11 protein-coding genes and 1 tRNA gene are annotated in these 13,488 nt (G+C 71.8%); 4 read left to right on the plus strand and 8 right to left on the minus strand.

All coding sequences use genetic code 11. From position 1 onward, the window contains the following. Positions 1-83: 83 nt before the first annotated feature. The gene (locus ACFY1T_RS32535; protein WP_390791380.1) at positions 84-1,568 is read right to left on the minus strand and encodes an MFS transporter; all 1,485 of its coding nucleotides are present in this window, start codon (positions 1,566-1,568) and stop codon (positions 84-86) included. Positions 1,569-1,632: 64 nt separating this feature from the next. Between ACFY1T_RS32535 and ACFY1T_RS32540 the strand changes: the two genes are divergently transcribed. Then, positions 1,633-2,583 (plus strand): YafY family protein, encoded by a 951-nt coding sequence (locus ACFY1T_RS32540; protein ID WP_030865602.1) that lies wholly within the window; start codon positions 1,633-1,635, stop codon positions 2,581-2,583. 74 nt (positions 2,584-2,657) lie between these two features. Here ACFY1T_RS32540 and ACFY1T_RS32545 read toward each other — a convergent pair whose 3' ends face one another. The 3 genes from ACFY1T_RS32545 to ACFY1T_RS32555 form a co-directional block, all read right to left on the minus strand. After that, on the minus strand, positions 2,658-3,635 hold the full coding sequence (locus tag ACFY1T_RS32545; RefSeq protein ID WP_030865601.1) for an RNA polymerase sigma factor RpoD/SigA: 978 nt from the start codon (positions 3,633-3,635) through the stop codon (positions 2,658-2,660). Positions 3,636-4,007: 372 nt separating this feature from the next. Next, complete coding sequence (locus tag ACFY1T_RS32550; protein WP_390791381.1) at positions 4,008-5,546, minus strand: MFS transporter; 1,539 nt, start codon at positions 5,544-5,546, stop codon at positions 4,008-4,010. 93 nt (positions 5,547-5,639) lie between these two features. Further along, positions 5,640-6,374: a TetR/AcrR family transcriptional regulator gene (locus tag ACFY1T_RS32555; RefSeq protein ID WP_390791382.1), complete on the minus strand. Its 735-nt coding sequence runs from the start codon at positions 6,372-6,374 to the stop codon at positions 5,640-5,642. Between the two features lie 246 nt (positions 6,375-6,620). Here ACFY1T_RS32555 and ACFY1T_RS32560 point away from each other — a divergent pair, with 246 nt between their 5' ends. Both ACFY1T_RS32560 and ACFY1T_RS32565 read left to right on the plus strand, forming a co-directional pair. Beyond that, positions 6,621-7,898, plus strand: a complete 1,278-nt coding sequence (locus ACFY1T_RS32560) for a M6 family metalloprotease domain-containing protein (RefSeq protein ID WP_390791383.1) — start codon at positions 6,621-6,623, stop codon at positions 7,896-7,898. 152 nt (positions 7,899-8,050) lie between these two features. Continuing rightward, positions 8,051-8,533 (plus strand): RidA family protein, encoded by a 483-nt coding sequence (locus ACFY1T_RS32565; RefSeq protein ID WP_384717040.1) that lies wholly within the window; start codon positions 8,051-8,053, stop codon positions 8,531-8,533. A gap of 3 nt (positions 8,534-8,536) precedes the next feature. Here the strand turns inward: ACFY1T_RS32565 and ACFY1T_RS32570 are convergent, their stop codons facing one another. Both ACFY1T_RS32570 and ACFY1T_RS32575 read right to left on the minus strand, forming a co-directional pair. Continuing rightward, positions 8,537-9,433: an FAD binding domain-containing protein gene (locus ACFY1T_RS32570; protein ID WP_390791384.1), complete on the minus strand. Its 897-nt coding sequence runs from the start codon at positions 9,431-9,433 to the stop codon at positions 8,537-8,539. Between the two features lie 78 nt (positions 9,434-9,511). Then, complete coding sequence (locus tag ACFY1T_RS32575) at positions 9,512-9,685, minus strand: hypothetical protein (protein ID WP_390791385.1); 174 nt, start codon at positions 9,683-9,685, stop codon at positions 9,512-9,514. A gap of 405 nt (positions 9,686-10,090) precedes the next feature. Here ACFY1T_RS32575 and ACFY1T_RS32580 point away from each other — a divergent pair. After that, positions 10,091-10,163 (plus strand) — tRNA-Arg (locus tag ACFY1T_RS32580). A 53-nt stretch (positions 10,164-10,216) separates the two neighbouring features. On the opposite strand, the gene ACFY1T_RS32585 is transcribed toward ACFY1T_RS32580, so the two are convergent. Further along, positions 10,217-10,864 carry a sortase domain-bontaining protein gene (locus ACFY1T_RS32585; RefSeq protein ID WP_390791386.1) on the minus strand — a complete coding sequence of 216 codons (648 nt, stop codon included), beginning with the start codon at positions 10,862-10,864 and terminating at the stop codon, positions 10,217-10,219. A gap of 566 nt (positions 10,865-11,430) precedes the next feature. Beyond that, entirely contained in the window at positions 11,431-13,458 is a 2,028-nt protein-coding gene (locus ACFY1T_RS32590; protein WP_390791387.1) for an MFS transporter, read from the minus strand. Positions 13,459-13,488 lie beyond the last annotated feature (30 nt).

The following is a 13,488-nucleotide window of genomic DNA, read 5'->3' on the forward strand; positions in this document are numbered from 1 at the left end:
TGTACGCCGATATCGGACCAATCCAAAGCAAACGGGCATGTCCGCCAACAGAAGCGGACATGCCCGTGAGCGGTGGGGAGGGACTACCCGACGGGGACGGCGTCGGAAGCGGGGGCCGGCGTACCGCCCTCGCGCTCCTCCATCGGGATCTGCTTGCGCGGCAGCACGAACATCACCGCGAAGATCGCGACGAGTACGGCCACGACCCACCACAGCGCGCCGCGGAAGGCTTCGACGTACGGTGCGCCGAAGATCCGGTCGTCCTCGATCGACCCGAAGAAGACGACGGAGGTCAGGGCGAGGCCGAGCGCGTTGCCCATCTGGCCGGTGGTGTTGATCAGGCCGGAGGCCGAGCCCGCGTGCTCGCTCGGCACCTGGGACAGGATGGTGTCGTTCAGCGGGGCGACGATCAGGCCCATGCCGGCGCCCATGACGACGAGCGGGGCGGCCATCTGCCAGGAGGCGATCCCCATGCCGTAGTGCTGCGACTCCCAGATGTAGAGGAGCAGGCCCGCGGCCATGGTCAGCGCGCCGGCCTGGAGCACCTTGCGGCCGAACCGCGGGACGAGCTTCTCGACCGAGAGGCCGGCGGCGACGGAGACGGCGATGGAGAAGGGGATGCCGGTGGTGCCGGCGCGCAGCGGGCTCCAGCCGAGGCCCATCTGCATGTAGAGCGTCCAGACGAGGAAGAAGATGCCGGTCGCCAGGCCGAAGGCCAGCTGGACCGCGATGCCCCCGGCGAAGCTCTTGACCTTGAAGAGGGAGAGCTCGACGAGCGGGGAGCCGTCCTTCTTGATCTTGTACTTCTCGTAGACGATGAATGCGGCGAAGACCAGCGGCGAGGCGATCATGCTGACGAAGCCCCACAGCGGCCAGTCGTTCTCCCGGCCCTGGGTGAGCGGGAAGATCAGCATGACCAGGGCGAGGGTGGCGAGGACCACGCCGACCAGGTCGAGGCGCAGGGCCTTGGGGGCCTTGGACTCCGAGATGAACTTGCGGCCCAGGATCACGGCCGCGATGCCGACGGGCAGGTTGATCAGGAAGATCGTGCGCCATTCGAGGCCGAAGAGGTTCCACTCGGTGAGCAGCGCGCCGAGCATCGGCCCCGAGACCGCGCCGAGGCCGACGATCGCGCCGAACATGCCGAAGACCTTGCCGCGCTCCTGCGGCGGGAAGGTGACGTGGATGATCGCCAGGACCTGCGGCACCATCATGGCCGCCATGCCGCCCTGGAGGAGGCGGGAGGCGACGAGCATGGCGGGGTCGGCCGCGATGCCGCACAGGAGCGAGGCGGCGGTGAAGCCGGCGACGCCGACGAGGAAGAGGCGCTTGCGCCCGTAGATGTCCCCGAGACGGCCGCCCGTGATCAGACCGGCGGCGAAGGCGAGCGCGTAGCCGGCGGTGATCCACTGGATCGCGCTGGTGGAGGCGCCGAAGTCCTGGCGCATGCTGGGTATCGCGATGTTGACGATCGTGACGTCGACCAGGTCCATGAAGGACGCGGTCATCACGATGGCTAGCGCCAGCCAGCGGCGGCGATCGGCGGGCAAGGTGGTCTCGGAGGTCATGGGAGAGAACTTAGACGGGATCTAGGTCAGATGGTGTCCTATTTCCCGTGGCAATGTGGATCGTATGACCGACACCCCGGCACGGCTGCTGACGCTGCTCTCCCTGCTCCAGACACCCCGCGAATGGCCCGGGAGCGAGCTCGCGGAGCGGCTGCGGGTGAGCCCGCGCACGATCCGCCGCGACATCGAGCGGCTGCGGGAGCTGGGGTACCCGGTGGAGGCCTCGCTGGGTGCGGAGGGCGGGTACCGGCTGGTCGCCGGGGCCGCGATGCCTCCCCTGCTGCTGGACGACGAGGAGGCGGTGGCGATCGCGGTGGGGCTGCGGGCGGGCGCCGGGCACGCGATCGAGGGGGTCGAGGAGGCGTCCGTACGGGCCCTCGCGAAGCTGGAACAGGTCCTGCCGGGGCGGCTGCGGCGAAGGGTGGGCGCCCTGCAGTCGGCCACGATCGCGGTGACCCGCGGGGACGGGCCCAGCATCGACCCGCGCACGCTGACGACGATCGCGGCGGCGGTGGCGGGGCCCGAGCGGCTGCGGTTCGCGTACCGGGCGCGGGACGGGGCGGACTCCCGGCGGCTGGTGGAGCCGTACCGGCTGGTGAGCACGGGGAACCGCTGGTACCTGGTGGCGTACGACGTGGACCGGGAGGACTGGCGGACCTTCCGGGTGGACCGGGTGGCGGAGCCGTTCGCGACGGGTGCCCGCTTCGCGCCGCGGGAGCTGCCGATGGACGCGGCGGAGTTCGTCCGGCGCGGGCTGCGGGGCGGGGAGACGTACGCGGTGGACGTGTCGTTCGCGGCCCCGGCCGAGGTGCTGCCGGGGTGGCTGCGCCAGCATGCCGAGCCGGTGGGCGCCGGGTGCCGGGTCCGGTTCTCCAGCGGGGACTCCCCGGAGTGGGTCGCGGCCCGGCTGGCGCTGACCGCGGCGCCCTTCACGGTGCACACCCCGGACTTCCTGGCCGAGGCGGCCCGCGCGCTGGCGGCCCGGCTCACCGCGGCCGTGCCCCCGCAGGGGTGAGCGCGGGCGAGGGGGAGCCCCCGGCGCCTGGGGGGTAGGCACCGGGGGCTCGTTCGGGGGGCGGTCGGGGCGGGTCAGGCCACCGCGTCGAAGCCCGTGTCGCGGGCCATCCGCTTCAGCTCCAGCAGGGCGTGCTTCTCGATCTGGCGGATCCGCTCGCGGGTCAGGCCGTGCTGCTTGCCGACCTCGGTCAGGGTCCGCTCGCGGCCGTCGTCGATGCCGTACCGCATCTTGATGATCGAGGCCGTGCGCTGGTCCAGCTTGCCCAGCAGGTCCTCCAGCTCCTCGCTGCGCAGGAGGGACAGGACGGACTGCTCCGGGGAGATCGCGGAGGTGTCCTCCAGGAGGTCGCCGAACTGCGTCTCGCCCTCGTCGTCCACGGACATGTTCAGGCTGACCGGGTCGCGCGCCCAGTCCAGTACGTCACCCACGCGCTTCTCCGTCGAGTCGAGCTCGGCGGCGATCTCGGCGTGCTCCGGGTCCCGGCCGTTCTCGCGGTTGAACTCGCGCTGGACGCGGCGGATCCGGCCGAGCTCCTCGACCAGGTGGACGGGGAGGCGGATGGTGCGGGACTGGTCGGCGATGGAGCGGGTGATGGCCTGGCGGATCCACCACGTGGCGTACGTGGAGAACTTGAAGCCCTTGGCGTAGTCGAACTTCTCGACGGCGCGCACCAGGCCGGCGTTGCCCTCCTGGATCAGGTCGAGCAGGGGCAGGCCGCTGCGCGGGTAGCGGCGGGCCACGGCGACGACGAGGCGCAGGTTGGAGCGGATGAAGATCTCCTTGGCCCGCTCCCCCTCGGCGGCCAGCGCTTCGAGCTCCTCGCGGGCCGGGGTCTCGCCCTCGCGCTCCGTCTCGCCGTCGAGGATCTGCCGGGCGTACACGCCCGCCTCGATGATCTGCGAGAGCTCCACTTCCTTGGCCGCGTCGAGCAGCGGGGTACGCGCGATCTCGTCCAGGTACATGCCCACCAGGTCGCGGTCGGCGATCTCCCCGCCCACAGCGCGCGCGCTGCTCCTGGACTGACGACGGGCGACGGCGCGGGTTGCCATGCGTGCTCCCTTGCAATGAGTTAGGTCGCGGTGCGGCTGCTGGGACGCGGCTCCGCGTCCCTGGACACTCTCCCGAGTGCCCGCTTCCGAAGGAAACAACGACTGGAATCGGGACAGAATTCCCACGCCGGTCCCTCTTTTTGGAGATCTTGCAGTATCCTGCCCCGCCGCCGTGCTCACGTGACCGCCGTCACACTTCGCGACCATGCGCCGCAGCTGCACACTCCACCCTTGAAGACGACCCCCGCCCGTTTCCGGTTGCCCGGACAACCAACCCATTCCCATCCGAACCCGCACACGACTGACCCCCGTGTCGTTCAATTTCGAACGACACGGGGGTCATCAGTCATTCCGGGGGTCCCCCCAGGCGCGTCAGTGGGCGATCACCGGGATCTTCACCTCGGCGTCCGCACCCGCCCCGTCACCGGAGGCGACCGGACCGCCGGCACCCGGCCGGCCCGTGTTGATCAGCGTCAGGGCGATGGCCGAGCTGGCGACGAGGATGCCGACCGCCCACCAGATGGCGGAGGAGTAGCCCTCCACCATCGCCTGCGCCTGCACCAGCTTCGCCGCCGGGCCGCCCGCGGCGACCGCCGCCGCGTGGTCGGTCAGGTACGCGGTCGTCGCCGAGGCGGCGATCGTGTTCAGCAGCGCGGTGCCGATGGCCCCGCCCACCTGCTGCGAGGTGTTGACCATGGCGGAGGCGACACCGGCGTCGGCCGGGTTCACCCCGTGCGTGGCCAGCGACATGGCCGGCATGAAGGCCGTGCCCATGCCCAGGCCCAGGAGCAGCTGCGCCGGCAGGATCAGCGCCGGGTACGAGGACCCGACCTCGAGCTGGGTCAGCAGCAGCATGCCGGTGGCGGCGAGCAGGAAGCCCGGGCCCATCAGCAGCCGGGGCGGGACCCGGGTCATCAGGCGGGCGCCGATCTGGGTGGAGCCCGTGATCATGCCCGCGATCATCGGCAGGAAGGCGAAGCCGGTCTTGACGGGCGAGAAGCCCTTCACGACCTGCAGGTAGTAGGTGAGGAAGAGGAACAGGCCGAACATCGCGATGACGGCCAGGCCGAGCGAGAGGTAGACACCGCCGCGGTTGCGCTCCAGCAGGACGCGCAGCGGCAGCAGCGGGGACTTCACGCGGGACTCGACGAACACGAAGGCGGCGAGCAGCACCGCCGAGGCGACGAACATCGCCACGGTGACGGTGTCCGACCAGCCGGCCGACTCGGCGCGGGTGAAGCCGTAGACCAGCGCGACGAGGCCGGTGGTCGACAGGATCACGCCGGGGATGTCGAGCGGCGCGCGGTTGCGGCCGCCGGCGGGCTCACGAATGATCATCCACGCACCCACGGCCGCGATGATCGCGAACGGGATGTTGACGAAGAAGGTCCAGCGCCAGTTCAGGTACTCGGTGAGGAAGCCGCCGAGGATCAGGCCGACGGCGCCGCCGCCGCCGGCGATCGCACCGTAGATGCCGAAGGCCTTGGCGCGCTCCTTGGCGTCGGTGAACATGACGGCCAGCAGGGAGAGTGCGGCCGGGGCCAGCAGTGCGCCGAAGGCGCCCTGGAGGGCGCGGGCGCCCAGCATCATCGCCTCGCCGTTGGCGGCGCCGCCGAGCGCGGAGGCCAGGGCGAAGCCGATGAGGCCGACGATGAAGGCGTTCTTGCGGCCCCACTTGTCGGCGATGCGGCCGCCGAAGAGCAGAAGTCCGCCGAAGGCCAGGGCGTACGCGGTGATGACCCACTGGCGGTTGCCGTCGGAGATGCCGAGGTCGGTCTGGGCGGACGGGAGGGCGATGTTCACGATCGTCGCGTCGAGGACGACCATCAGCTGGGCCAGGGCTATGAAGACGAGTGCCTTCCAGCGACTGGGATCGGCAGCCAGCGGCGCGGGCGCGGCTGTTTTCGACATGGGAGTACCCACTTACTGTGCGGAATGACTGAAATATGATCTTTAAAGCTGTTTGAGACGGGTTTACGACGCTAGCGGGCGCGACCCGGGGCGTCACATGGTTTTCTGCCTGAGGTCCTCGAGCGTGGCCGCCTCGCCCGGCAGTTCGGAGCGGGCCGGCGCCCGCAAACCGTCCAGGAACAGCTGGAGATGACGGTGGACGAATCCGTCGACCGCCATGCACGAGATGCCCGGCAGCGGCCGGCTGAGCTGGGAGAGGGCGACCATCAGGTCGCCGACGCCGATGTCCGTGCGGACCAGCCCGGCTTCCTGGCCCGCGGCCACGAGGGTCTCGACGGCTGCCGCCAAGGCCTCGCGGGCCGCGATGAGTTCGGGGTGCTCGCCGTCGAAGTCCCCGGCGAGCATGGGGCACAGGGCACCGATCCGCTCGTCCGCCGCGGCGTGCGTGAAGCGGCACAGCGCGGCGAAGGCGTCGGGCTCGTCGGCGAGGGAGTCCTCGGCCCGGACGGTCACCCGGTCCATCACGAAGAGCACGACGTGGTGGACGAGGGCCGCCCGGTCGGGGAAGTGCCGGTAGAGGGTCGCGTTGCCGACGCCCGCCCGGCGGGCGATCTCGTCGAAGGGCGCCCCCGAGCCCTGCTCCACCAGCACCTCGCGCGCCGCCACCAGGATCCGCTCGCGGTTGCGCACGGCGTCCGCGCGCGGCCGCGGGACCGGGGCGGCAGCCGCGGCCGACGGCTGCGCCGGGTCCGCGGACGGATCCGCCGACAGGTCCACGGCCTCCGCCGGGGCGGACGGGGCCGCCGCCGGGGTGGTGAGGCGGTTCATGCGAGGCCTCCCTGGGCCTGGGTCTCGTACCCGCCCCCCAAACGGGGAGTCGGTCCCCGCTTTGCGGGACTCACGTACAAACGGGGATTGGGTCCCCGGTTATTTCACTCTCTTGTGTGACCTGGCTCACATCCCGATTCCCGTTCGGACGCACCCGGCGCGCGGGCGCGCCGCAGCCGACGGAGGGTGATCGCACAGAGCGCAGTCCGGGCCCGGCCGGCTGCCGCGGACCCGAAGGCGATCTCCATGCCGCAGACCCGCCACCGGATACGCAGACCACGCCGCGCCGGCGCGTACATCGGCCTCACCGTGCTGGCCCTCGGGATCACCGCCACCGCCAGCACCGGGATATCCGGCCGCAGCCACTCCGCGGCCGGGCCCGTGGCCACGAGCGCCGAGTCGGCGCTGGCACCCTGCCGGATCACCGGCGCGATGGGCGTCCAGATGTCCGAGGGACTGCCGACCCCGCCCGGGTACTCCCGCTCGACCGGCGAGATCCGCGCGCTGAACCTGATGATCGACTTCCCGGACGCCAAGGGCGAGGGCACCGCGCTGGACCGCATGGCGGAGTTCTTCCCCCAGACCTCCGACTGGTTCCGCACCAGCTCCTACGGCCGGCTCACGTACCGGGCCGAGGCGCCGATAAGGACATGGCTGCGGATGCCGATGCCGTTCGCCGCGTACGGGATCGAGCGCGGATCCGCGTACGAGCCCGGCTACCGCCAGCTCGTCGAGCACATCGCGAAGGCCGCCGACGCCGAGGTGGACTTCAGCCGCTACGACCTGGTCAACGTCCTCGTCACGCCGAACGCCGGACCGTCCGCCCTGGACACCGTGCTCTCGGTGACCTTCTCCGGCAACGCCGAGGCCCCGATGGCCGACGGCGTACCGCTCGCGAACACGTCCTTCGTCTACAGCCGCCAGGACGACGGCTCGGGCACGTACCGGGAGACCGGCTACCGGGTGCTCCCGCACGAGAACGGGCACGTCTTCGGGCTGCCCGACCTCTACACCGCCGACGGCGGGGGCACCGTCGGGCACTGGGACATCATGAGCGAGGACTGGGGAGCCAACAACGACCTGCTGGGCTGGCACAAGTGGAAGCTGGGCTGGCTGGACAGCTCGCAGATCAGCTGCGCCGCGAAATCCGGCGTCAGCGACCACACCCTGACCCCGCTGGCCGTCGAGGGCGGCACGAAGCTGGCCTTCGTACCGCTGTCGGAGACCGCCGGGTACGCGGTGGAGGTGCGCACCCGGGCCGGGAACGACGAGGCCGTCTGCAAGCCCGGAGTACTGATCTACAAGGTGGACTCCCAGGTGGACACCGGGCGCGGGCCCGTCACCGTCTCCGACAGCGCGATCGGCAGCGGCGGCTGCACCCGGCGGCCCAACGTGCACGGGGAGCTGTCGGACGCGCCGTTCCGGCCGGGCGAGACCTTCACCGACGACCAGGCCGGCATCAGCATCTCGGTGGTGGGCGAGCTGCGCGACGGGAGCTTCCAGGTCCGGATCACCCGCCCCTGAGACCGCGCGGCCGGGAGGGGCCGGAAGACGGAAAGCGCCGCCGAGAGCCGCCGGGCGACGGAGACGCCGAGACGCCGAGACGCCGGGCGACCGAGACGCCGAGCCACCGAGACGCCGGCCAACGAGATCACGAGACCGAGGAGAGAGACAGGATGACGACCGGTACCCCCGAGGAGCGGCTCGCCGCGGCCGGGTTCACGCTCCCGAAGACCCTCGCCCCGCTGGGCGCGTACGTGCCGGCCCTGGTCAACGGGCACCACGTGTACACCTCCGGCCAGCTCCCGATGATCGACGGCGCGCTGCCCCTGACCGGGAAGGTCGGGGCCGAGGTCTCGGAGGAGGAGGCCAAGGGGCTGGCCCGGCAGTGCGCGCTGAACGCGCTCGCCGCGATCGCCTCGGTGGCCGGCGACCTGTCGGCCGTCAAACGGGTGGTCAAGGTGGTCGGCTTCGTCGCGAGCGATCCGCGGTTCACCGGCCAGCCGGGCGTGGTCAACGGGGCCAGCGAGCTGTTCGGCACCGCCTTCGGCGACGCGGGCATCCACGTGCGCAGCGCGGTGGGCGTGGCGGTGCTGCCGCTGGACGCGCCGGTCGAGGTGGAGGTCGTCGTGGAGCTGCACACCCCGATGGGCGTCTGAGGGTCACCGGGCCGGGGACCGCGGTGACGCGGCCGCGCCGGAGCGGTATTCCTCCCAGGTCCACAGGAGCTGGCGGCGGGCCAGGATGCCGACGGCGTGGCGGCGGTACGCGGCGGTGCCGCGGACGTCGTCGATGGGATTGCAGGCGGCGGCCGCGAGGTCCCCGAACTGCTTGGCGATCGACGGGGTGACGACCTTGCGGGATTCCCAGAAACCGCCCTCGTCGAGGGCGGCGGCCAGGAACTCCTCGGCCGTCTTCGCCCGGACCGGCGTGGGCGCCGCCGAGCCGATGCCCGTACGTACGCTGCGGGTCCGCGGGTGCAGGGCCAGGCCGAAGGCGCAGACGGCGATGACCATGGCGTTGCGGGTGCCGACCTTGGAGAACTGCTGGGGTCCGTCGGCCACGCGGACGTGCACGGTCTTGATCAGCTCGTCGGGGGCGAGGGCGTTGCGCTTGACCCCGGTGTAGAACGCGTCGATCGGGATCAGCCGCGAGCCCCGTACGGACTCCACCTCGACCTGCGCGCCGGCGGCGAGCAGCGCCGGGTGCGCGTCACCGGCCGGGGACGCCGTGCCGAGGTTGCCGCCGACGCTGCCGCGGTTGCGGATCTGCGGGGAGGCGACGGTGTGCGAGGCGAGGGCCAGGCCCGGGAGCCGCGCCCGCAGGTGCTCCATGATCTGCGTGTACGGGACGGACGCGCCCAGCCGTACGACGTCCTCGCCGATCTCCCATTCCCGCAGCAGGCCGATGCGGTTCAGGTCCAGGAGGTAATCCGGCCGACGGTGGTCGAAGTTGATCTCGACCATCACGTCGGTGCCGCCGGCGATGGGCACGGCGGTGGGGTGCTCGGCCTTGGCGGCGAGCGCCTCCTCCCAGCCGGCGGGGCGAAGGAATTCCATGGGTGTCCCATGGACCGGGGCGTCCGGCCTCAAACCGAATCAGGCCGAATTCCCCCGGTCATCGGGGAGCCGGGCACGTCACGGAGTGTGGGCAGTGGCGGACGAGAACACCACGAACAGCGCGGCGCTCCACATGCCGGTCACGCACACCCACAGCGTCGGCTCGAGCCCGGCTGCCGTCGCGAGGGTGCCGCCGAACAGTGAGCCCAGCGGGATGACTCCGTAGCAGATCCAGAGGCAGACGGCGCTCACCCGGCTCCTCGCGGCCATTTGACCCTGACCGCGCCTGATCGTTCACAACTGCGGAGAGCTCAAAGAGCAAGCAAAGATCAACTACGCGGACGCCGACGGCCGCCGTGACGACCCGTCGGGATGGAACGGCCACCGGGGCACGCGCCATCCTCGGCTTCGCCCACGTACCCGGAGGCGCGTGCGAGGACGAAGCAGCCATCCCCGTACAGCAGTTCCAGACGTCGTGCCGAAGCGGTCACGAACTCGGGTGCGGCCAAGGCCGCATCGCCCAAAGCATCCGCCTCGACGACGGGACCCGCACCTTCGAGCCCGTCCCGGTCGCGACCATGACCTCGCCTCGGACCCGCGCCTGCGGCAATCCATGCGACCACGCCCAGCACGATCCGCTAGGCTGTCAGCGGTCACGCCTTCGTAGCTCAGGGGATAGAGCACGGCTCTCCTAAAGCCGGTGTCGCAGGTTCGAATCCTGCCGAGGGCACAGCGGAAAGGGCACCCACCGAAACCGGTGGGTGCCCTTTCGTGTGGGGCGGGTCAGGCGACCAGGTCGGCGTAGAAGATGACGTTGTTGGTGCGGTGGCCGTCCTTGATCCCGCCGCCGCAGGTGAGCAGGCGGAGTTCGGGGCGCGGGGTCTCGCCGTAGACCTTCTCGGTCGGGAAGTCCTTCTTGTCGACGTCCTCGATCTCGCGGATCCTGAACCTGGCGGTCCTGCCGTCCTCGCGCGGGACCTCGATCAGGTCGCCGAGCCCGATCCTCTTGACGTCCTTCATCAGCGCCGGGCCGTGCCTGGTGTCGAAGTGGGCGACGAGGACGGAGACGCCCCGCTCGCCCGGGGTCGCTCCCCCGGTCCACCAGCCGGGGTCGTCCGCGGCCGTGTCGACGTCGGGGACGCCGAGCTCGCCGGTGGCGGCGTCCACCGTGAGGTCGACCATCCTCTTCGCGTCCACGCCCGCCGCGTCGATCTTCATGCCGGTCGGCTTCGACGGGGGGAGGGCCGTCGTCGTGTCGGCCGCGGGGGCCGCCGCCGACGCGTTGCCGACCTTGGGGTCCGGCGGGAGCTCGGCGCCGCCGGACCAGCCGCCCCCGCCGGCACCGCAGGCGGACAGGGCGCCCGTGACGGACAGCGTCAGGGCCGTCGTCACGATCACGCGGCGCGTGCGGGGCATGAGGCTGCCGGGCATGGTGTTCCCCTCGGATGGGAGTCGCCCGCGGGTCTCGGTCCGGCCGTCCACCCCGTGCGGTGGGGCGTGCGGCCTGGCGACGGAAGCGACACTACGAGGGCCATGTCCTGGTGATACATCGACAATGTAACGATTGCCCGGATGCTGGCGCGCGACCCCGTGAAGGACCGAAGCCCCTGGTGAGCGCGTACGACGGCAGACGAAGGCCCTCCCGGCCGGTGCCGGGAGGGCCTTCGGCGAGACGCGTGCGCTTGGATCTCGGGATCAGCTCAGGCCTCTGCTGCGCTCGCCGATGCGGTCACCCTGAGGGGTGCCGGCCCGCTTCAGGGCCGCCTTCGTGTGCGCTCCGCCTTTGACCTTGCTCCGCACGAGACCGTCGAAGCCGTGGCCTGCCGGGCGCGGCGGCCGATCCGGCTCCTGGGCCCGGAAGGCCTCACGGAAATCCTGCCTCTGCTGCTCTTTGCTCATCCCGTCGTCAACTCCCTCGGGAAGCACCCAATCGGACTATTGGGATGGTATGCAGATATGCGGCGCAACGCACCCGGACCGACCGTAAAAACTCCCGATCAAGGGCGCGGCGGAGCCGGCCGCTCCAGCGGTCCCGCCAGCCACCGGGTCAGTTCCTCCGGGCACGGCGTCCCCCGCGGAAGCTGGTACTTCGCCGCCACCCGGTACACCCCGGGCCCCGGCGCCAGCAGCTCCGTCCACACGTCGCCCGCCGTGTCCGGGGCCGCCTTGAACAGGCACCCCGCCGTGTTCGCGTACTCCTTCGCCAGCGTGCCCGAGCCGCCCCCGCCGCGCGCCTTCGACGCGAACGTCTCCTGCGGCGGCGGCACCGGCTTGCCGGCCCCGTCCACCAGCCCCAGCCACGGCGAGTGCGGAATCCGTACGAGCACCCGCCCGGCCGCCTTCACGTCCACGACCAGCTGGTCCGCGCCCGCCCGCACCACCGTCGCCGGTCCGGACACCAGGTCCGTCGGCCGGTCGACCTCGAACAGCCGCCAGTTCCGGTCGCCCCACACCTGCCGGAGGTACGGGAGCCCCTCGCTCACCAGCTTCGCCTCGTCCTCACCGCCCGAATCGGGTTTGTCGGCCGGCAGCACCACGTAGTGCACGGCCCAGCGGTCCAGCCACTCCCGGTAGCTCGCCGCCGTAAGGGTGTCGTCGTAGAAGAGCGGGTTCCGCTCCAGGTCCGCCTGCCGGTTCCAGCCGCGCGCGAGGTTCACGTACGCGGGGAAGGCGGAGGACTCCCGATGGCTGCTGGCCGGGACCACCTCGACCCGGCCGCGCTCGGCACCCGCCTTCTTCAGCTGGTCGACCAGCGGGGCCAGCTCCCGGTTCCAGGCGGCCACCGGGGTGGTCCGGACGATGTCCGTGATGCTGTTGGCGGTGATCCAGACGTTGACGCCGACGAAGGCGAGCAGCACCGCGTACCAGTGCCGGCTGCGCGGAACCGCGTACGGGAGGGCCGCGAGCAGCACGGCCCCGCCGAACAGCATGACCAGCCGGGTGACGTTCGAGCCGACCTGCGAGTCGATCGCCCAGGTCAGCAGCACCCCGAAGGCGTAGACGGCGGAAGCGATCCGGACCGTCTTCCAGCGCTTCGGCACGAGGAACAGGATCGCCAGCCCGAAGAGGAACGGCGGCGCGGCCGAGCCCAGCTTCATCGGCTGCGTCCCGGAGAACGGGAACAGCCAGGCCGACAGCCCGACGACCGCCACCGGGGCCAGGCCCAGGGCGTACGCCCCCGGGCGCCGCCGGCTCAGGAACAGCGCGGCCGCGATCACCCCGAGGAAGAGCCCGGCGACCGGGCTGGAGGCGGTGGCGAGCCCGGCCAGCGGGGCCGCCACGGCCGCCTTGGCCCAGCGCCGCTCCGCCCACTTGCGGGGCCAGCAGAAGACGGCGGCGACGGCGGCGAGCGCGAACATCGCGCCGAGCCCGAAGGTGACCCGGCCGGACAGGGCGTTGCAGAGCAGCCCGTACACCCCGGCCAGGGCCGGCCACAGCGGCTCGCGGACGCGGCCCCGGCAGCGGGTCAGGATCAGCGCGAGCAGCCCGGCCGAGACCGTACCGGCGACCATCATCGTGGTCCGCACGCCGATCATGTACATCACATACGGGGACACCACGCTGTACGACACCGGGTGCATGCCGCCGTACCAGGCGAGGTTGTACGCCGAGTCGGGATGGCGGCCGACGAACTCGGCCCAGGCGTCCTGGGCGGCGAGGTCGCCGCCGCTGTTGGCGAAGCTGAAGAACCAGATGACGTGCAGGAGGGCGGCCACCGCGGTGGCGACGAGCACGGGGTGGCGGCGGAGGAAGCCGAGGGAGCGGGAGACCGGGGAGAGGGCACCGGGGGCGGCGGTGGCGGCCCGGAGGCCCGGGGTGGCCGCAGCGGCCGAGGTGGCCGGAGTGGCCGGAGGACCCGGGGTTGCCGTAGCGGCCGGATGGGCCGGGGTGGCCGTGGCGGCCGAGGTGGCCCCTATGCCGCCGGGCGCGGCTTCCGGCAGGTCACCGACGCCGGACGCACCGGATCCGCCGGCGGCCGCCGGTGCACTCCGGTCGCCCTGGCTCTGCTGCTCAGCGGTGGTCACTGCACTACTCCCCGGATGGCCCGGACTCCC

The organism is Streptomyces sp. NPDC001194 (assembly GCF_042896985.1).
Taxonomy (GTDB): domain Bacteria; phylum Actinomycetota; class Actinomycetes; order Streptomycetales; family Streptomycetaceae; genus Streptomyces.